Raw genomic sequence first — 18,807 nt, 5'->3', positions numbered from 1 at the left:
TCGCGTTTCACCGGTCAGGGGTCGTACAGCCCGCGTACAGGGCCCGTACAAGGAGCCCCCAAATCACGCTGCGTGACAGGGGGCCGGGCGCTACCGTCGGGGCATGGAGATACTGCGCTACGTGGCGTTCAGCACGGATCCCGAGGGCGGCAACCCGGCGGGGGTGGTGCTCGACGCGAGCGGCGCCGACGACGCGGCGATGCTGGCGGCCGCGGCCGAACTGGGCTACTCGGAAACGGCGTTCGCGATGGAGTCCGGCGACGGCTCCCTGGACGTCCGCTACTTCAGCCCCCTGGCGGAGGTGCCGTTCTGCGGCCACGCGACGATCGCCACGGCCGTCGCCCACGCGGAACGGCACGGCACCGGGCGACTGCCGCTGCGCACCGCGGCGGGCCCGGTCACCGTCACCACGGACCGCGCGGCGGACGGCACCCTCGTGGCGACCCTGGTGAGCGTCGCGCCGCGCACCGTCCCGCTCGAGGAGGCCGACCTCGCCGCGCTGCTCGCGATCCTCGGCTGGTCCGCCGATGACCTGGACCCGGCACTGCCGCCCCGTGTGGCCTTCGCCGGTGCCTGGCACCCGATCGTCGCCGCCGCGAGCCGGGATCGGCTGGCGGACCTGGACTACGACATGGCGGCGCTCACCGCCCTCATGGCCCGCAGGGACTGGACCACGATCGACCTGGTGCGGCGGGAGTCACCCACCGTCTACCACGCCCGCAACCCCTTCCCGCCCGGCGGCGTGGTCGAGGACCCGGCGACGGGAGCGGCGGCTGCCGCGTTCGGCGGTTACCTGAGGGAACTCGAACTCGTGCCCGTGCCCGCGACGCTGACGATCCATCAGGGTGCGGACATGGGACGCCCGAGCACGATCACGGTGTCGGTGCCGGCGGACCCGCACAGCGGAATCGGCGTCACCGGTACGGCCGTTCGGATCTGACCGGTTACTTCGCCGGGCGCAGACCCAGGGGCCCGGCGATCTCCTCGGCCATCACCCGGCCCGCCTCGATCTCCAGGGTGTCGTCGCCCATGCCCTGGTCCGTGTCCAGGCCGTCGAGTTCGGCGAGGGGCTGGTTGAGGCGGACGTGGGCGAGGATCGACTGCAGGGCCCGGAGGGTGGCCGACGCGGTGGAGCCCCAGTTGGAGAAGTAGGAGAACTGCCACCACCACAGGGCCTCGCTGGTGCGGCCCGCGCGGTAGTGGGACATGCCGTGGCGCAGGTCGGCCATGACGTCGGCCAGGTCGTCGGAGATCCGGGCCGGCACGGGCGCCTTGCGGGGCTCGTAGGGGTCGAAGACCTCCGAGTAGACGTCGATCGGGTCCAGCAGGCGGGCCAGGTTCTCGCGGAGCGCGTCGACGTCCGGCTCGGGGCCCGAGTCGGGTTCGTAGCGCTCGTCGGGCACGATGTCCTCGTGCGCGCCGAGCCGGCCGCCGGCCAGGAGGAGTTGCGAGACCTCCAGGAGGAGGAAGGGCACGGCCGATTCCGGCTCGTCGCCCTTCGCGACCTCCGTGACGGCGACCAGGAAGCTCTCGATCTGGTCCGCGATCTGGACCGCGAAATCGTCCGGGTTCTGGTCGGTCGCGTGCAGCGTGGCGTCAGACATCTAGGAGTCGTCTCCCCTCGAAGGCGCGGCCGAGTGTGACCTCGTCCGCGTATTCCAGGTCGCCACCCACCGGGAGGCCGCTGGCCAGGCGGGTGACCTTCAGGCCCATGGGCTTGATCATGCGGGCGAGGTACGTCGCCGTCGCCTCGCCCTCCAGGTTCGGGTCCGTGGCGAGGATGAGCTCGGTGACCGTGCCGTCGGCGAGACGGGCCAGCAGCTCCCTGATGCGCAGATCGTCCGGGCCGACCCCGTCGATCGGGCTGATCGCGCCGCCCAGGACGTGGTAGCGGCCCCGGAACTCACGCGTGCGCTCGATCGCCACGACGTCCTTCGGCTCCTCGACCACGCAGATGACGGCCGGGTCGCGCCGGGTGTCGCGGCAGATGCTGCACAGTTCCTCCTGCGCGACGTTGCCGCAGGCCGCGCAGAAGCGGACCTTCGCCTTGACCTCCATCAGGGCCTGCGCGAGACGCCGTACGTCCGTCGGCTCGGCCTGGAGGATGTGGAAGGCGATCCGCTGCGCGCTCTTCGGACCGACGCCGGGCAGCCGCCCCAGCTCGTCGATCAGGTCCTGGACCACGCCTTCGTACAACGGACTGCCCTTCCTGGGTCTTCGGGGTCGGTACGCACCGTCCCGTACGTACCGTAGTTGTCAGCCGCCTGTCCGAGGAAGGCGGTGCGCCGGGTCAGAACGGCAGGCCGGGGATGCCGCCGCCGCCCAGCCCCTGCGTGAGCGGGCCCAGCTTCTGCTGCTGGAGCGTCTGCGCGTTCTCGTTGGCCGCCTGGACGGCCGCCACGACCAGGTCGGCGAGGGTCTCGGTGTCCTCGGGATCCACCGCCTTCGGGTCGATCTTCAGGGCGCGCAGCTCGCCGGCGCCGGTGACGGTGGCCGTCACCAGACCGCCGCCCGCCTGCCCGTCGACCTCCGTCTGCGCCAGTTCCTCCTGCGCCTGTGCCAGGTCCTGTTGCATCTTCTGGGCCTGCTGGAGCAGCTGCTGCATATTGGGCTGGCCACCACCGGGGATCACGATCAGCTCCTTGCTCGGTACGGGTTTTCCCGTTCGGCACGAGCCTACGTGGTCGGGGCTGCCGTCGCCCCAGCACTCTTTCGAGTGAGTCCCCCTCGCGCCCTATACCCGATCAAGGAATACTTCCGGGCGGAAAAGAGGCGAAAGCTACGTCTTCGCCACCCATTGGGAGGTAGGAAGGGTCGGGCGCGTTCGGGAGGCGGTCTTTCGCCCCTCGCGCAGCGTGATCGGTGAGTGAACCGTGCGTGGTCGTTCGTGGTCAGTGAGGAGTGCCGGGTGGGTCAGCCGGAGATGCAGCCCGAGGGGCCGCCTCAGGACGGGCGGGGCGAGCAGGCGGCGGCCGGGCTGCGGCCGGGCGATCTGACCGGGCGGGTCTTCCCGCTCGGGGACTGGGGCGAGCCGGCGGTCCGGCTGGACGAGCTGTACCGGTGGGTGGAGCGCGGGGCGCTGCGGACGGCGGCCTGGTACCTCGTGGACCGGGTGTGGAAGCGGCGGTGCGCGCGGGTGCTGCGCTGCGGGGCCGCGGCCGGGGCGGTCACCGGGGTCGCGCTGCCCCTGCTGGATCTGACCGGCGTCGCGGACGGGATTGCCCCCTGGGGGTGCCTGGCGCTGCTGCTGGGCGCCGCGTGCGTGGCCGTCGACCGGTACTTCGGGGTGACGTCCGGGTGGATGCGGGACGTGGCCACCGCACAGGCCGTGCAGCGGCGGCTTCAGGCGTTGCAGTTCGACTGGGCGGCGGAGAGCGTGCGGGAGGTGCTGGGGCCGGCGGAGGGGACGGCCGGCGAGGCCGCCGAGCGGTGCCTCGGGGTGCTGCGGAGGTTCTCCGAGGACGTGACGGAACTGGTGCGGGTGGAGACGGCGGACTGGATGGGGGAGTTCCGGTCGGGGGGTGCCGCGCCGGTGGGGTTGCAGGCGGTGGTGTTCCCCGGGCCGGCGCGCGGCCCCGAGGCGGGGGTGAACGGGCGGTTCGCCGTGCCTCCGGCGGGGGGCGCGCGACCGAACATGCCCCGGCAGCGGCCGCCGGAACCGCGCTGAGGAGCCTCAGCTCCCGCCGTCGCGCGCGCACAGGGTGAGCCCTTCCGGGGTCCAGCACGGCAGAGGGCGGTGGGTGCGGATGACGTCCTGGCCGTTGCCGCGGGCCGGGTACGGGAGGAAGCTCGACGCCAGGGAGCCGGCCGGGGGGCGGCCGTAGGTGTAGGCGTACTCGATCTCGCGGTGGGGGTAGTCGCTGGTGCCGTGCTCGATGGCGTCGGCCGAGGCGGGATCACCGTCCAGGCGCAGGGAGTGCAGGCCCTTGGCGCGGGCGGCCAGATTGAGTTCGCTGTAGCCGAGGGCGCCGGGAAGGCCGGCGACCGTGGCCAGGACCTGTTCGGTCGAGTCGAGTTCGCAGCGCGGGACGGCTGCCGTCGGGGCGTCCTTGTGGAGGCAGTCGACGGAGGAGTCGGCGATCTCGCCCCGGAGTTGGCGTCCCGGCTGACGAGGCGCACGGGCAGGTCGGGGCCGCCGACCTGCCGCCCGTTGCGGATCCCGCCCCGGTAGAGGCGCCGGACGTCGCCGGTCGACAGGTTCGTCAGCTTCACGTCGTCGTTGACCACGAGTGCGAAGACGGACACCGCCACCCGGTTCTCCCGCAGGTCGGGCAGGCCGGCGGGCTTGGGGCCGTCCGACAGGGCCACCACCGGCGGGGGATCCCGGGAGTCCCGTTTCGCCCGGGCGCCGGCCGCCGTGAGTTCGCGTATCCCGACCGTCGAGCCGTGGGCGTCCACGTCGATGACCGGATCGCCGCCGCAGTCCCGCTCGTACTTCGCGGCCACCTCGCGCAGGACGGGGGCGAACGCGGTGGAACCGGTGAGGGTGAGGGTGCCGCTCGCGCAGCCGATCGGGGGCGGGGTGTCGTCCTGGGCGACGACGATCGCCGCCAGGGTGACCGCGCTCGCCGTGAGCGCGAGGGCGATCAGCCGTGCGGCCCGGCTGAACAGCGGGGGCTTCTCGTCCGGCGTGGCACTGCGGTTGGGGTGCACCTCGCCGTCGCGCAGTCCGCCGACCGCCGGATCTCGTCGCCGACGTCCCCGCCGGACAGGAGCACGAGCAGCTTGAAGGGGTCACTGCGGTTGAGCGGGACGCGCGGGATGCGCAGGGTGTTCCCGTCGTAGGCTCAACCACTCCCTCGTGGGTGCCCCCGCCGCCGCCCGGACGCTTCGATCGTCCGGTCACCGTACGGCCGCGCGAGCGCCCCTCCGGTGTTCGTCGGCCGGAATTCGCCCGACGTTCAACGACCTCCTGTCCCACAGGAGTCGGTCACTGCTTCGTGTACGTCAGCCGTTCCCCGCTGCTGGTGTTCACACGCTGGAGCGTGCCGTCCGGGAGGAGGGTGACCTCGGTGGCCGCGCCCGGGGTGCACGCCGTGCGGGGCTGTCCGGTCTTCACGCTGGACGGGCCGATCTTCAGCGCACCGTCCGAACCGGGCTCCGTGGTCAACCGCCCCTCGAACACGCAGTGGTAGGTACCGCCGCCCTTGGTCGGGCCGTCGGCCACGAGGGACAGGACCGGGTCGCCCGGTTCACCCTGCTGGATGGTGAGCGAACGGCTGTGCTCACCGTCGGCGTTGTCGATGGTCGTGGACCAGGTGCCGAGGTACCCGGTCGGGATCGTGCCGTCCGCCGGGGAGGAGGAGGTGTCGGGCCGCGAGGCCGTCGGGGACGGGCCCGGGGTGGTCGGGGGCGCGCCCGTGCTGTGTGTGGGGCCGGGGCCGTCGTCGGCCCGGTCGTCACCGCCGCCCTGCATCAGCGCGTACACCGACCCGCCCGCGGCGAGCGCGACGACCAGGGCGATCACGACCAGCAGCGCGGTGGAACGACCGCCTCCTCGCGGCGGCGGCTGCGGGGGGCCGTACGGCGGGGTCGGGCCGTAGGGCGGCGGGCCGTAGGGCGGGGTGGAACCGAGACCGCCGTAGGCGGGGTGGGGCGGGGCGACGCCCGGGACACCGGGCTGGGGGTGCTGCTGGGGGTAGCCGTACGCCGGGTACGGGGCCGGAGCCGGCTGCATGTGCGGGTGGGACGGGGCACCGGCGGCCGGGAGCTGCCGGGGCGCCGGGGGCGCGCTCTGCCCCGCGACCATGGTGGGCAGATGGTTCACCGGCGGCCCCTCCCCCGGCAGGCCCGGCGGAGGCGGCCCGGGGGTCGCGGCGGGCAGCGCCGGGCGTGGCGACGACTCGTCGGCGGCGGGCGCGTGTTCGGGGGTCGGGCCGGGACCGGACCCGGCCGGGGCGGGCGGTGCGGCGGGACCGGGCCCGGGACCGGGGGCCCCGGAGGGGACAGGCGGTGGGACGGCGCCGGGGGCGGAGCCGCGCTGATCGGCCGGCTCGGCTCCGGGACGCTCGGCGGTACCGGCCGGCAGCGCCACGGCACCGCCCTGCCGCGCCGCGGGAGTGCCGCCCCCCTCGCCTTCCGGATCCTCCGCGTCCAGCAGCCGCACGGCGTGCCGCCCCAGCTGGGCGACCAGTGCGCTCGGCAGCCACGGGTCGAGGGCGCGGCCGTCGGAGACGGTGTCGTCGGCGCCCGTGCGTTGCAGGACGCGGTCGAGGGAGGGCCGGGCGGCGGGGTCCTTGCGCAGGCAGTCCCGGACGAGGTCGGCGATGCCCTCGGGGACGCCCTCCAGGTCCGGTTCCTCCTGGGCGATGCGGAACATCAGGGCGTGCACGCCGCTGTTGGCGGTGCCGAAGGGCAGGGCGCCGGTCGCGGCGTAGGCGAGGACCGAGCCGAGGCAGAAGACGTCGCACGCCGGGGTGATGCGGTCGCCGCGCACCTGCTCGGGCGCCATGAAGCCGGGTGATCCGACGAGCGCGCCGGTGCGCGTGAGCCCGCCGTCCGTCACCGTCTCCAGCGCGCGGGCGATGCCGAAGTCGATGACGCGCGGGCCGTCGATGGTGACCAGCACGTTGGACGGCTTGAGGTCGCGGTGGACGATGCCGGCGGCGTGGATGTCCTTGAGCGCGTGCGCGAGCCCGGCCGCGAGGATGCGGACCGTCCGCTCGGGCAGGGCACCGTGGTCGTGCCCGACGACCTGCTGGAGACTCGGCCCGGCGACATACCCCGTGGCGACCCACGGCACCGCCGCCTCGGTGTCCGCGTCCAGCACCGGCGCGGTCCAGTAGCCGCCGACCCGCCGCGCGGCCTGCACCTCCTGCCGGAACCGCTCCCGGAACTCCTCCTGCGCGGCGAGTTCCTCACGGACCAGCTTCACGGCGACCGTGCGGCCACGCTCCGAGCGGGCCAGATAGACGTGCCCCATGCCCCCGGCACCGAGCCGCGCCAGCAGCCGATACGCGCCGATCCGTTGCGGGTCCCCGGGCCCCAGCTTCTCCATCGCTCAGCCGCCTTCCCCCCACACGCGAGCAACGGATCGAGAATAGTGCGGGTCGGGGCCGGGGCGGCCCGGGCAACGTCTACGGTTCCGTAACAGGCGAAGGGTGGGGCAGCCCCGCCTGGTCGAGTGCCTTCGACAGCCGTTCCAGCGTCCGTACCGCCTCCGTGAGCTCCGTCTCCCCGAACGCCTCGGCCAGCCGGTCGGCGAACGCCGCGTGCCCGGGGTCGATCCGGGCGATCGCCGCACGGCCCTCGCCGGTCGGCGCGAGGAGCTTGGCGCGGCGGTGCGCCGGGTTGGGCCGGTACTCCGCCAGGCCCCGCTCGACCAGCAGGTCGGCGATGCGCTGCACGCTCTGCCGTGTGATGCCCATGGCGCGGGCGATGCCGGAGACGGGCAGCGGTTCCCCGAGGACCGCGCCGAGCACCTGCCACCAGGCGGCCGTGAGCCCGGCGGGCCGGGCCAGTTCCTCCGCGACGGCGAGGAACTGGCCGTTGAGCCGGAACACCCCGAGGGCGCTGCGGCTGAGCAGGTCCTGGCGTTCGCGGCTCACAGCGCGCCGGCCTTCTCCAGCACCCCGTACGCCTGTGCATCGGAGTCGTGGAACAGCCGGTACCAGGCGTCGAGCACCTCGCCTTCGTAGACCCCGAGCAGGCGGAGGATCTCGCGGGCGAAGGCGACCGGTTCGGTCGGACCCGCGGTGACCAGGCCGGCGTCGGTGACCGCGTCGGCCTCGACGTAGCGTCCGCCGCCCGCGTAGCCGGTCGCGGCCAGGTAGAAGGAGACCGCGCTGGTGTGATCGCGGTCGTCGAGCAGGCCCTCCCGGGCGAGGCCGGCGGTGGCGCCGCAGATCGCGGCGACCGGGACGCCCGCGCCGAGGAATTCCCGGGCCTTGCGGGCGAAGGGGGCGAGGTCGCCCGAGGTGTCCCAGAGGTCGGCGCCCGGGAGGATCAGCAGCGCGCTGTCCTCGGGGCGCAGGTCGTCCAGGGCGAGGTCGGGCCGGATGCGCAGGCCGCCGACGCTCCTCACCGTGGCCGTGGACGGGCCGACGGTGCGGATCTCCCGGCCGGCGCGGGCGAGCTGGGCCGTGGCGTGGCCGGTCTCCCAGTCGGCGAGGGTGTCGTAGACGGCGAGATGGACGGGCTTGCCGTGCCGGGCGGTGGTGGCGTTCATGGCTCCTCCTCGGTCCCGTGCGCTTATGACAGTATTCTGTCTAGAACGCAGCATGCTGTCAATAGCTCGGTCCCGTCTGGACAACCTGTCGCGGAATGCCGCCGACGCCAGACAGGCCGCCGATTTCACCGCCCTCTCCCCCGCACCTACGCTCGCCCGCATGACCCCTCAGCCGAACCCCGAAGCCGGCGCCGCCGTGAAGGCCGCCGACCGTGACCACGTGTTCCACTCCTGGTCCGCTCAGGAGCTCATCGACCCGCTCGCCGTCGCCGGTGCCGAGGGGTCGTACTTCTGGGACTACGACGGCCGGCGCTACCTCGACTTCTCCAGCGGGCTCGTCTACACGAACGTCGGCTACCAGCACCCGAAGATCGTCGCCGCGATCCAGGAGCAGGCCGCGAAGATGACCACCTTCGCCCCCGCCTTCGCGGTCGAGGCCCGGTCGGAGGCGGCCCGGCTGATCGCCGAGCGGACCCCCGGCGACCTGGACAAGATCTTCTTCACCAACGGCGGCGCCGACGCCGTCGAGCACGCGATCCGGATGGCCCGCCTGCACACGGGCCGCCCGAAGGTGTTGTCGGCGTACCGCTCGTACCACGGCGGTACGCAGCAGGCTGTGAACCTCACCGGCGACCCGCGCCGCTGGGCCTCCGACAGCGGCACGGCCGGGGTCGTGCACTTCTGGGCGCCCTACCTCTACCGCTCCCGCTTCTACGCCGAGACGGAGGAGCAGGAGTGCGCGCGGGCGCTGGAGCACCTGGAGACGACGATCGCCTTCGAGGGGCCCTCGACCGTCGCGGCGATCATCCTGGAGACGATCCCGGGCACGGCCGGGATCATGGTCCCGCCGCCCGGCTATCTCGCCGGGGTGCGGGAGATCTGTGACAAGCACGGGATCGTCTTCGTCCTGGACGAGGTCATGGCCGGGTTCGGGCGGACCGGTGAGTGGTTCGCGGCGGACCTGTTCGACGTCACGCCCGACCTGCTCACCTTCGCCAAGGGCGTGAACAGCGGATATGTGCCGCTGGGCGGGGTGGCGATCTCCGCCGCGATCGCGGAGACCTTCGGGAAGCGGCCCTACCCCGGCGGTCTGACCTACTCCGGGCATCCGCTGGCGTGCGCCGCCGCCGTCGCGACGATCGGCGTGATGGCCGAGGAGGGCGTCGTCGAGAACGCGGCCCGGCTCGGCGAGTCCGTCGTCGGGCCGGAACTGCGGGCGCTCGCCGAGCGGCACCCGAGCGTCGGCGAGGTGCGCGGCGTGGGCATGTTCTGGGCACTGGAGCTGGTGCGCGACCGCGGGACGCGGGAACCGCTGGTGCCGTACAACGCGGCCGGTGAGGCCAACGCGCCCATGGCCGCCTTCGCCGCCGCCGCCAAGAAGGGCGGGCTGTGGCCGTTCGTGAACATGAACCGGACGCACGTGGTGCCGCCCTGCAACATCAGCGAGGCGGAGCTGAAGGAGGGGCTCGCGGCGCTGGACTCGGCCCTCTCGGTGGCGGACGAGTACACCCGGTAAAGACCTGTAAACCCGTCAGTAACCGACATTCTCGCGCCTCATTCGAACGCGTAAGGTGGCGTGCTCGTAGACATGTACGCGCACGCCACCCGAACGCCACGAGGGAGACGCCCTGACCATGCCCGCCAGCACCGGCAACGGCGCCGTGACGCGCAGCACCCTGCGGCAGCAGATCGCCGACGCTCTTCGTGACGAGGTGCTGGCCGGGCGGCTCCAGCCGGGGCAGGAGTTCACGGTCAAGGAGATCGCCGAGCAGTACGGGGTCTCCGCGACGCCGGTGCGCGAGGCGCTCGTCGACCTCTCGGCACAGGGGCTCCTGGAAGCCGACCAGCACCGCGGCTTCCGGGTCCACGAGTACTCGGTCGAGGACTTCCGCGGCATGATCGAGGCCCGCGGGCTGGTCATCGAGGGGATGTTCCTCGCGCTCACCGAGGGACGCCCCAACGCGGTGCGGCCGGACGATCCCCGGTCCGCCGCCGTCGTCGCCGGGGTCCGCAGGCGCGGCGAGGAGGCACAGCGGGCCGCAGCCGCCGGTGATCTCACCGTCCTCATCGGCTACGACCTGCGCTTCTGGCGCGAGCTCGGCGCCTGCTTCGGCAACCCCTACCTCGCCGACTTCCTGCACCGGCTGCGCGTCCAGACCTGGGTCTGCGCGGTGCAGCACCTGCGCCGGCTCACCGATCTGCGCGGCGAGCTGTGGGCCGGTCACACCGAGCTGGTCGACGCCCTGATCGACCGCGACAACGACACCGCCCGGGCGATCATCGCCGCGTACAACACGCACTCGCTCAGCCTGATCGAGCGTCTCGCCTCCGGATGACCCGAGTCGTCGCTGTCCGTATGGGTATGGGACATGCACGGCGGGAGCCGTGACCGTGCCGCACCGCTACCCTTCTTGACCATCGTGCTACCCGACCACCGCGCTGAGCGAGGAGCCTTCTTTGGCCTGTGACCTGTGGCTGGTACCGCTCGTCGACGTGTTGTGCCACACGCCGGACAACCCCTTCGCCGAGGAACTCGCGCAATACAACAAGGTGCTCGCGGAGGCCGGTCTGCCGCCGGTGCCGGTGTACCAGTACATGCCGGGCCTGAACGGCGAGGTCGCGCCGGTCGCGGGCTTCGACTACGACGCGCTGCACTTCCTGCGCCGCGTCTATCTGCTCCAGGTGTGCGGCCTGCCGGTGACGCCGGTGGACGAACTGGGCGGCGACTACGAGCAGCTGCTGGAGATGTTCGAGTCGACGGCCCAGCAGTCGCACCTGGTCTGGCACTACGACCACGCCGGCGCCTACGTCCCCGTCGACTTCCCCCGTCCGCTCGCCGACGACGATCTCCTCGCGGGCGGCGGCCCGCTGGGCTCCTCGCACGCCCTGCTGCGGGAGCTGGAGCTGGTCGCCCCGGCGCTCGGCATCGACCCGGCCAACCCGCCGGCGGCCCCCCAGCCGCCGCTCGCACCGACGGAGCTGGAGGAACCGGCCGTTCCCGCCCCGTACGACCCGAGCCCGTTCGCCCGTGAACGGCACGTGTGGCTCGGGCTGCACGCGGCCGTGACCCGCAGCCTCGCCCAGGGGTCGATGATCGTCTTCAGCTGAGCCTCGCCGGGCTCAGCGTCCCAGCTGGGAGAGGCCCTTCTGCACGTCCTCGACGTTCATCACCGGCGTGTAGGTGATCTCCGCGTTGAGCTGGAGGAAGAAGGGCTCGCTGAGCACCGGCATCTGCGAACTGTCCTGCATGTCGAAGACCAGGAAAGCGGTGCGCTTGCCGTGGTCGGAGGTGAAGTAGGCCGCTTCGGGTTTGATCTGTTCCAGCGACTCCTGGATCAGCTTCCCCATGGTGCCGTTCCGGATGGCCTCGTTGGCCTTCTCCGTGTCCATGGACGCCTTGAGCAGTACGCGCATCGCACTCACCTTCTTCTGGTCGACGCACGCGGGGGTATGGCTTCCAGCGTATGCCCGTTCCCGGCAACTCTCCCTGCGGGAGAACGCGGGCCGCCCCCCGTGCGCACGGGGGGCGGCCTGCGGACGCGGGGGCGGATCAGATGAACGAGTTGATCTCGATCGTCTCGTCCCGGCCCGGGCCCACACCGATCGCGGAGATCGGGGCGCCGGACATCTCCTCCAGCGCCTTCACGTACGCCTGGGCGTTCTTCGGCAGGTCACCGAAGGTCTTCGCCTTGGAGATGTCCTCGTTCCACCCCGGGAGCATCTCGTAGACCGGCTTGGCGTGGTGGAAGTCGGTCTGGGAGTACGGGAGCTCCTCGACACGCTTGCCGTCGATCTCGTACGCCACACAGACCGGGATCTGCTCCCAGCCGGTGAGGACGTCGAGCTTGGTGAGGAAGAAGTCGGTCAGGCCGTTCACGCGGGTCGCGTAGCGGGCGATGACCGCGTCGAACCAGCCGCAGCGGCGGTCACGGCCGGTGGTGACACCGCGCTCACCGCCGATGCGGCGCAGCGCCTCGCCGTCCTCGTCGAACAGCTCGGTCGGGAACGGACCGGCGCCGACGCGGGTCGTGTACGCCTTGAGGATGCCGATGACCCGGCTGATCTTCGTCGGACCGACACCGGCGCCGGTGCAGGCGCCGCCCGCGGTCGGGTTCGACGAGGTCACGAAGGGATACGTGCCGTGGTCGATGTCGAGCAGGGTGCCCTGACCGCCCTCGAACAGGACGACCTTGTCCTCCTCCAGCGCCTGGTTGAGGACCAGGACGGTGTCGGCGACGTACGGCGCGAGCTTGTCGGCGTAGGCCAGCAGTTCCTCGACCACCTGGTCCACGGCGATCGCGCGCCGGTTGTAGAGCTTGGTGAGGATCTGGTTCTTGACGTCGAGGGCCGCCTCGACCTTCTGCGTGAGGATCGACTCGTCGTACAGGTCCTGCACGCGGATGCCGACGCGGTTGATCTTGTCGGCGTAGGTCGGGCCGATGCCGCGCCCGGTCGTGCCGATCTTCCGCTTGCCGAGGAACCGCTCGGTCACCTTGTCCACCGTCACGTTGTACGGCGTGATGATGTGCGCGTTTCCGCTGATGAGGAGCTTGGACGTGTCGACGCCACGCTCGTTCAGACCGCTCAGCTCGGAGAGCAGGACCGACGGGTCGACGACGACGCCGTTACCGATGACCGGCGTGCAGCCGGGAGACAGGATTCCGGAAGGGAGGAGGTGCAGTGCGTACTTCTGGTCACCCACGACCACCGTGTGGCCGGCGTTGTTGCCGCCCTGGTAGCGCACTACATAATCCACTGAACCACCGAGCAGGTCGGTGGCCTTTCCCTTGCCTTCGTCACCCCACTGAGCACCGAGCAGCACAAGTGCGGGCACGCGCGTACACCCCTTCCGGGCGGGGCATGTCCATGGTCGAGGGCGTACGCGGAGGAACAGCTGTCGCGTGCACCGCGACCGCCGTTGGCCGCCAACCGTCGGACCGGATGCCCCGGAATAGACGAAGCCCCTGGCGCAATAGCGCAAGGGGCTCTTGCACAAAGATGCTACCCGAGGAAGCGAGGCATGGCCGAGGTGGCGACTTCCGCGACGTCCGAGCAGCTGCTGGTGGTGGTCGACCCGGTCGCCCGCCGGTCGGACGGAGAGTCCGTCAGGATCGCGAAAGACGTGCTCGGCGCGGGTGCCGGCATGAAGCTGTGCCTGCCGGACGGGCCCGAGGAATTCGCGCGGGCGCTGGCCCGGCGGGGCTCCCGGCGTCCGGTGGTGGTCGGCGACGACCGGGCCCTGATCCGTGCGGTGGCGCTGCTGCACCGCCACCGGGAGCTGGCCGGATGCGCGCTGTCGGTGGTGCCGGTCGGTGGTGCGCAGTCCCTGGCCCGGTCGCTCGGGGTGCCGACGGGGACGGTGGCGGCGGCGCGTGCGGTGCTCGACGGGGTCGAGCGGCGGATGGACCTGATGGTCGACGACAGTGACGGGGTGGTGCTCGGCGCACTGCGGATACCGCCGTTGTCGCCCTCCCCGGCCGGGACCGGCCCGCAGGCCGCGCCGGACCCCGGCCACGCGCCGGGCCACCCGTGGCTGCGGACCTGCCAGTCCCTGGTCCGGACCCTGGTTCCGGCGGGCCGCCCGTCCCGGCTCGCCGCCGCGCCGGAGCCGGGGCCGTCGCGGCTGCGGGTCGAGGTGGACGGCGAGACCCTCGTCGACCTGAACCAGCCGGTGGAGGCGGTGTCGGTGTCACCGTCCGCGGCGGGGATCGCGTCGGTGGAGGTCAGACCGGTGTCCGTGGGCGCGGAGGCCTCACCGCTGCTGGCGGAGGGCCGGACGGTGACGGTGTCCGGGGCACACTTCCGCTACCGGGCCGACTCGGTGGTGTCGGGGCCGGTGCGGACCCGGACGTGGGTGGTGCGGGAGGGGGCGTGGGGGCTGACGGTGCCGTCCGGGCAGTGAGTCAGCGCTCGGCATCCGGTCCGAACGTCCTGGCCCGGTGCACGCGCCAGCGTTCCATCAGCTCCGCGATCTCGCCCTCGAGGAACTCGAAGAACGCGAGGGTCTCCGCCAGGCGGCGGCCGGCCGGGGTGTCGGAGCCGAGGCTCGTGACGCCCTCGCGCAGGGCGACCTCCCACCGCTTCAGGACGGCCTCCCGGTTGGTCAGGGCCTCGTACCACTGCTCTCCGTGCACCCGGTAGCGCTCCCGGCGCGAGCCCGGTTCCCGCTCACGCGAGACCATGTGCGTCTGGGCCAGGTAGCGCACCGCCCCGGAGACCGCCGCGGGGCTGATCCGCAGCTGCTCCCCCAGCTCGGCGGAGGTCATCGAGCCCTCGTCGCAGGACAGGAGCGCGGCGAAGACCCGGGCGGGCATGCGCTGCATCCCCGCCTCGACGAGCTGCGCCGCGAAGGACTCCACGAACCTCGACACGGCCTCCACGTCCCGGCCGCTCCCGGCTGATTCCGCCATGGAACTCATCCTAGCCGCGCTTCATAGGCTTCTTTATCTTCACAAACTTCTGAAAGAAGCGTACGTTCTGAAGCGTGACGAAAGCCATCACAGTCTCCGGACTGCACAAGTCCTTCGGGCGGACGCACGCTCTCGACGGGCTCGACCTGGAGGTCGCCGCCGGCGAGGTCCACGGCTTCCTCGGCCCCAACGGCGCCGGGAAGTCCACCGCCATCCGGGTCCTGCTCGGCCTGCTGCGCGCCGACTCGGGCGCCGCTCAGGTGCTCGGCCGCGACCCGTGGACGGACGCGGTGGAGGTGCACCGCCGGATCGCCTACGTCCCCGGGGACGTGACGCTGTGGCGCAACCTCACCGGCGGTGAGGTCATCGACCTCTACGGCCGGCTGCGCGGAGGGCTCGACGCGCGGCGCCGCGCGGAGCTGGTCGAGCGCTTCGAACTCGACCCCACCAAGAAGGGCCGCACCTACTCCAAGGGCAACCGGCAGAAGGTCGCCCTGGTCGCCGCGTTCGCCTCGGACGTCGACCTGCTGATCCTGGACGAGCCGACCTCGGGCCTGGACCCGCTGATGGAGGCGGTCTTCCGGCGCTGCGTCGAGGAGGAGCGCGACCGGGGCCGGACGGTCCTGCTCTCCTCCCACATCCTCAGCGAGGTCGAGGAGCTGTGCGACCGGGTGAGCATCATCCGCAAGGGCCGTACGGTCGAGAGCGGTTCGCTCGCCGACCTGCGCCACCTGACCCGCACCAGCGTCGTCGCCGAGCTGGCGGGCCCGCCCAACGGCCTGGCGGAGCTGCCCGGTGTGCACGACCTCGACGTGCGGGGGCACCGCGTCCGGTTCCAGGTCGACACCGGCCGGCTGGACGGCGCCCTGCGGTCGCTGAGCGAGTCGGGCGTCCGGTCGCTGACGTCGGCACCGCCGACGCTGGAGGAGCTGTTCCTGCGGCACTACCGGGCAAAGAGCCCGGAGGAGTCCCGATGACGACGAGCTTCGCGGTGAGGCCCGGCAGTTCACGGCAACTGGCCGGCACGGGGACGTTGTTGCGGTTCGCGCTGCGCCGCGACCGGCTGATGGTCCCGGTGTGGATCGCGGTGAACGCGCTGATGGTCCTCTCCATGCCGGGCACGCTGGAGGGCCTCTACGGCACCCCCGCCGAACGCGCAGACCTGATCCGGCAGGTGGAGACCAACTCCTCGCTGCGCGCGATGGTCGGCCCGGTCTTCGGCGACTCGCTGGGCGCCCTGACGGCCTGGCGGACCGGCGTCTACGCCGGTGCCCTGGCGGCCGTGATGAGCCTGCTGGTCGTCGTGCGGCACACCCGGGACGAGGAGGAGAGCGGCCGTCAGGAGCTGGTGGCGTCCGGGACGGTGGGCCGCCGGGCCTCCCTGACGGCGGCCCTGCTGGCTGCGGCGGTCGCGAACGGGGTGCTGGCGCTGCTGCTGACGGCCGGGCTGGCCGGCCAGGGCACCACCGGGGCCCTGGCCCTCGGGCTCGGGATCGCCGGGACCGGGATGGTCTTCGCCACGATGGCCGCGATCGTCGCGCAACTGACGGAGAGCGCCCGGCTGGCACGCGGCCTGACAGCGGCGGTGCTCGGGGCCGCGTTCGTCCTGCGCGCGGCGGGCGACTCGGCCACGGACGACGGTTCGTCCCTCCTGACCTGGCTCTCACCGCTGGGCTGGCTCGAGAACCTGCGACCGTACGCCTCCGAGCGCTGGTGGGTGCCGGCGCTGCCCGCCGGGGCGGTGGTCCTCCAGGGCGCGGTGGCCTACGCACTGGCCGGCCGCCGGGACCTCGGCATGAGCTTCCTGCCGACCCGCCCCGGCCCCGCGTCCGGGCGTCTGGGCAGCGCGGGCGCCCTGGCCTGGAGGTTGCAGCGGGGCGGCGTGCTGGGCTGGAGCGTCGGCTTCTTCCTGGCCGGGGTCGTCTACGGCGGTATGACCGAGGGTGCGGCGGACCTGGTGGGCGACAACGAGAACGCCCGGAAGATCTTCGAGCGGATGGGCGGCCACTCCGGCCTGACGGACGCGTTCCTGGCGTCGATGACCGGCATGCTCGGCCTGGTCGCATCGCTGTACATCGTGGCGTCGGTGCTGCGTCTGCACGGCGAGGAGACGTCGGCCCGGGCGGAACCGGTCCTGGCGAACGCGGTCGGCCGCCTGCGCTGGGCCGCCGGGCACCTGCTGATCGCCTTCGGCGGCGCCGCCCTGATCATGCTCCTGGCCGGACTGGGCCTCGCCGTCGGCTACGGCAAGGAGACCGGCCCCGTCCTGGGCGCGTGTCTGGTGCAGCTTCCGGCGGTGTGGGTGATCGGCGGGCTGGCGGTGCTGCTGTACGGGGTCCTGCCCCGGGCGGCCCTGGCGGCATGGGGCGTCGCCGGGGCGGTGCTCCTGATCGGCTGGGTCGGGCCCGCGCTGGACGTGCCGCAGGCGGTGCTGGACGTCTCCCCGTTCGGGCACCTGCCGAAGCTGCCGGGCGGCTCCGTGCACTGGGGGCCGGTGCTGGTGCTGACCGGGCTGGCGGCGGTGCTGGTGGCCGGCGGGCTGGCGGGGTTGCGGCGGCGGGACATGACGACGTGATCGGCCGAGGTACGCCCCGACCGTGATCAGCCCACCTCGACGGCCAGTCCCTCCAGCCCCCTGATCACGAAGTTCGGCTTCCTCTCCGGCTCGGTGGCGAGCCGGAGCGTCGGGGCCCTCTCCAGCAGCGCCCCCATCGAGGCCGCCAGCTCGATACGGGCCAGGGGGGCGCCGATGCAGTAGTGGATACCGGCGCTGAAGGAGATGTGGGGGTTGTCCGCCCGGGTCAGATCGAGGGCGGACGGGTTCGGGAACACCGAGTCGTCGTGGTTGGCGGAGCCGAAGAGCATGGCGATCTCCGCGCCCCGGGGGATCGTCGTACCGGCGATCTCGATGTCGTCCAGGACCCAGCGTTCGAACAGCTGGAGCGGGGTGTCGTAGCGCATCAGCTCCTCGATCGCGGAGGGGACGAGCGTGTGGTCCGCGCGCAGCAGTTCGAGCTGGGAGGGGTTGCGGAACAGGGCGTACCAGCCGTTGACCGTGGCGTTCACCGTGGCCTCGTGGCCGGCGTTGAGCAGCAGGACGCAGGTGGAGATCATCTCCTGCTCGGTGAGGCGGTCGCCCTCGTCGTGGGCCTCGATGAGACCCGAGACGAGGTCCTCGCCCGGCTCCTTGCGGCGGGCCGCGATCAGCTCGCGCAGGTAGTCGGAGAACTCGACCGATGCCCGGACCGCCTTCGCCGCCGTCTCCTCGGACGGGTTCAGCTCGTACATCCCGCAGATGTCCGCCGACCAGGGGCGCAGCGGGGCCCGGTCGGACTCCGGGATGCCCAGCATCTCGGCGATCACCGCTACGGGCAGCGGCTCGGCCACGTCCTTCAGCAGATCGCCGCCACCCGCCGCGACCAGGTCCGACACCAGTGCGTCGGCCAGCCCCCGCACATACGGCTTCAGCCGCTCCACCGTGCGCGGCGTGAACGCCTTCGACACCAGGCGGCGGATCCGGGTGTGGTCCGGCGGCTCCAGGTCGAGCATCCCGTGGTCGTTGAGCGTGTGGAACGGCTCGTGCTCCGGCGGGGGCGCGGCGCGGCCGAACTCCTCGTGCGTGAACCGGTGCTGGTACGTCCGGCCGAGGCGCCGGTCGCGCAGCAGTGCCGAGACGTCCGCGTGGTGCGGGACGAGCCACTGGTTCGTGGGCTCGAACCAGTGCACGCGGCCCCGGGCACGCAGCTCGGCGTAGGCGGGGTACGGGTCGGTGAGGAACGCCGGGTCCCACGGGTCGAATGCAGCCATGCCGGGACGCTAGCCCCCCACCCCCGTCTCTGACCAGGGGTGTTCTTTCAGATGGCCGAGGCGGGCCGCCGGAGCAAGATCGTTAGGCTGGGCCTGCCGCTTCTGCGGCGCAAGTCTTTCGCACGGAAAGAACCACATGACACAGCAGCGAACCAGGCTCCGCACCCGCGTCCCCGCTCGGCTGGCCGCCTCGGCCATGCCGGCCCTGTCGCTGACCGCCGGTGCGGTCGCGACCAGCGCCCCGGCCGCCACCGCCGCCGAGATGCCCTGCAAGCCGCGCGTCTAGTCGAAGAGCGGGCTGGCCAAGGGCACCACCGGCTGGGTCTCCAAGGCGTACGTCAGCGACTGCACCCCCATGCAGCTGGACTGACCCGTCCGCGTCGCCCCGGGCCCCCGTGCCCGCGGGGCGACGTCCCCGGCTGC

19 protein-coding genes and 1 pseudogene are annotated in these 18,807 nt (G+C 72.5%); 9 read left to right on the top strand and 11 right to left on the bottom strand.

The window, feature by feature from the left end:
• Positions 1 to 103 precede the first annotated feature (103 nt).
• The gene (locus ACFY9E_RS15085; RefSeq protein WP_390983314.1) at positions 104 to 940 is read left to right on the top strand and encodes a PhzF family phenazine biosynthesis isomerase; all 837 of its coding nucleotides are present in this window, start codon (positions 104 to 106) and stop codon (positions 938 to 940) included.
• Between the two features lie 4 nt (positions 941 to 944).
• On the opposite strand, the gene ACFY9E_RS15080 is transcribed toward ACFY9E_RS15085, so the two are convergent.
• The 3 genes from ACFY9E_RS15080 to ACFY9E_RS15070 form a co-directional block, all read right to left on the bottom strand.
• Complete coding sequence (locus ACFY9E_RS15080) at positions 945 to 1,604, bottom strand: DUF5063 domain-containing protein (RefSeq protein WP_356652416.1); 660 nt, start codon at positions 1,602 to 1,604, stop codon at positions 945 to 947.
• Positions 1,597 to 2,196 carry a recombination mediator RecR gene (recR, locus tag ACFY9E_RS15075; protein WP_390983311.1) on the bottom strand — a complete coding sequence of 200 codons (600 nt, stop codon included), beginning with the start codon at positions 2,194 to 2,196 and terminating at the stop codon, positions 1,597 to 1,599. The genes ACFY9E_RS15080 and recR overlap by 8 nt, the downstream gene beginning before the upstream one ends.
• A 94-nt stretch (positions 2,197 to 2,290) precedes the next feature.
• The gene (locus ACFY9E_RS15070) at positions 2,291 to 2,632 is read right to left on the bottom strand and encodes a YbaB/EbfC family nucleoid-associated protein (RefSeq protein WP_390983308.1); all 342 of its coding nucleotides are present in this window, start codon (positions 2,630 to 2,632) and stop codon (positions 2,291 to 2,293) included.
• A 276-nt stretch (positions 2,633 to 2,908) separates the two neighbouring features.
• On the opposite strand from ACFY9E_RS15070, the gene ACFY9E_RS15065 reads away from it, so the two are divergent.
• On the top strand, positions 2,909 to 3,667 hold the full coding sequence (locus ACFY9E_RS15065) for an SLATT domain-containing protein (RefSeq protein WP_390983306.1): 759 nt from the start codon (positions 2,909 to 2,911) through the stop codon (positions 3,665 to 3,667).
• 6 nt (positions 3,668 to 3,673) lie between these two features.
• Here ACFY9E_RS15065 and ACFY9E_RS15060 read toward each other — a convergent pair.
• From ACFY9E_RS15060 to ACFY9E_RS15045, 4 genes and pseudogenes are all read right to left on the bottom strand, one after another.
• A pseudogene (locus ACFY9E_RS15060) lies at positions 3,674 to 4,784 on the bottom strand (substrate-binding domain-containing protein); the annotation flags it as partial.
• A 146-nt stretch (positions 4,785 to 4,930) separates the two neighbouring features.
• On the bottom strand, positions 4,931 to 6,997 hold the full coding sequence (locus ACFY9E_RS15055) for a protein kinase (RefSeq protein ID WP_390983303.1): 2,067 nt from the start codon (positions 6,995 to 6,997) through the stop codon (positions 4,931 to 4,933).
• A 79-nt stretch (positions 6,998 to 7,076) separates the two neighbouring features.
• Positions 7,077 to 7,547: a MarR family transcriptional regulator gene (locus ACFY9E_RS15050; protein ID WP_390983300.1), complete on the bottom strand. Its 471-nt coding sequence runs from the start codon at positions 7,545 to 7,547 to the stop codon at positions 7,077 to 7,079.
• Complete coding sequence (locus ACFY9E_RS15045; RefSeq protein ID WP_390983297.1) at positions 7,544 to 8,167, bottom strand: DJ-1/PfpI family protein; 624 nt, start codon at positions 8,165 to 8,167, stop codon at positions 7,544 to 7,546. Before ACFY9E_RS15045 ends, ACFY9E_RS15050 begins: the two co-directional genes overlap by 4 nt.
• Before the next feature lie 160 nt (positions 8,168 to 8,327).
• On the opposite strand from ACFY9E_RS15045, the gene ACFY9E_RS15040 reads away from it, so the two are divergent.
• From ACFY9E_RS15040 to ACFY9E_RS15030, 3 genes are all read left to right on the top strand, one after another.
• Complete coding sequence (locus tag ACFY9E_RS15040; protein WP_390983294.1) at positions 8,328 to 9,683, top strand: aminotransferase class III-fold pyridoxal phosphate-dependent enzyme; 1,356 nt, start codon at positions 8,328 to 8,330, stop codon at positions 9,681 to 9,683.
• Between the two features lie 118 nt (positions 9,684 to 9,801).
• Positions 9,802 to 10,503 carry a GntR family transcriptional regulator gene (locus tag ACFY9E_RS15035; protein WP_390983291.1) on the top strand — a complete coding sequence of 234 codons (702 nt, stop codon included), beginning with the start codon at positions 9,802 to 9,804 and terminating at the stop codon, positions 10,501 to 10,503.
• Between the two features lie 121 nt (positions 10,504 to 10,624).
• Positions 10,625 to 11,275, top strand: coding sequence for a hypothetical protein (locus ACFY9E_RS15030; protein ID WP_390983288.1), 651 nt, complete (start codon positions 10,625 to 10,627; stop codon positions 11,273 to 11,275).
• 12 nt (positions 11,276 to 11,287) lie between these two features.
• Here ACFY9E_RS15030 and ACFY9E_RS15025 read toward each other — a convergent pair whose 3' ends face one another.
• Positions 11,288 to 11,581 (bottom strand): hypothetical protein, encoded by a 294-nt coding sequence (locus ACFY9E_RS15025; RefSeq protein WP_390983285.1) that lies wholly within the window; start codon positions 11,579 to 11,581, stop codon positions 11,288 to 11,290.
• 136 nt (positions 11,582 to 11,717) lie between these two features.
• Positions 11,718 to 13,001 carry an adenylosuccinate synthase gene (locus ACFY9E_RS15020; RefSeq protein ID WP_390983282.1) on the bottom strand — a complete coding sequence of 428 codons (1,284 nt, stop codon included), beginning with the start codon at positions 12,999 to 13,001 and terminating at the stop codon, positions 11,718 to 11,720.
• Between the two features lie 186 nt (positions 13,002 to 13,187).
• Here ACFY9E_RS15020 and ACFY9E_RS15015 point away from each other — a divergent pair, with 186 nt between their 5' ends.
• The gene (locus tag ACFY9E_RS15015) at positions 13,188 to 14,069 is read left to right on the top strand and encodes a diacylglycerol kinase family protein (RefSeq protein ID WP_390983279.1); all 882 of its coding nucleotides are present in this window, start codon (positions 13,188 to 13,190) and stop codon (positions 14,067 to 14,069) included.
• A 1-nt stretch (position 14,070) separates the two neighbouring features.
• Here the strand turns inward: ACFY9E_RS15015 and ACFY9E_RS15010 are convergent, their stop codons facing one another.
• Positions 14,071 to 14,577 carry a MarR family transcriptional regulator gene (locus ACFY9E_RS15010; RefSeq protein ID WP_390983276.1) on the bottom strand — a complete coding sequence of 169 codons (507 nt, stop codon included), beginning with the start codon at positions 14,575 to 14,577 and terminating at the stop codon, positions 14,071 to 14,073.
• Between the two features lie 74 nt (positions 14,578 to 14,651).
• On the opposite strand from ACFY9E_RS15010, the gene ACFY9E_RS15005 reads away from it, so the two are divergent.
• Complete coding sequence (locus ACFY9E_RS15005) at positions 14,652 to 15,554, top strand: ATP-binding cassette domain-containing protein (protein WP_390983274.1); 903 nt, start codon at positions 14,652 to 14,654, stop codon at positions 15,552 to 15,554.
• On the top strand, positions 15,551 to 17,152 hold the full coding sequence (locus ACFY9E_RS15000; RefSeq protein ID WP_390983272.1) for an ABC transporter permease: 1,602 nt from the start codon (positions 15,551 to 15,553) through the stop codon (positions 17,150 to 17,152). The genes ACFY9E_RS15005 and ACFY9E_RS15000 overlap by 4 nt, the downstream gene beginning before the upstream one ends.
• 26 nt (positions 17,153 to 17,178) lie before the next feature.
• On the opposite strand, the gene ACFY9E_RS14995 is transcribed toward ACFY9E_RS15000, so the two are convergent.
• Positions 17,179 to 18,384, bottom strand: a complete 1,206-nt coding sequence (locus ACFY9E_RS14995; protein WP_390983269.1) for a cytochrome P450 — start codon at positions 18,382 to 18,384, stop codon at positions 17,179 to 17,181.
• A gap of 136 nt (positions 18,385 to 18,520) precedes the next feature.
• Between ACFY9E_RS14995 and ACFY9E_RS14990 the strand changes: the two genes are divergently transcribed.
• Positions 18,521 to 18,670: a hypothetical protein gene (locus ACFY9E_RS14990; protein WP_390983266.1), complete on the top strand. Its 150-nt coding sequence runs from the start codon at positions 18,521 to 18,523 to the stop codon at positions 18,668 to 18,670.
• The last annotated feature ends 137 nt before the right edge of the window (positions 18,671 to 18,807 follow it).

It is taken from the genome of Streptomyces sp. NPDC012466 (assembly GCF_042955215.1).
GTDB lineage: Bacteria > Actinomycetota > Actinomycetes > Streptomycetales > Streptomycetaceae > Streptomyces.
The sequence above is the reverse complement of the archived record's forward strand: the minus strand, read 5'-3'. Positions and strand labels throughout refer to the sequence as shown.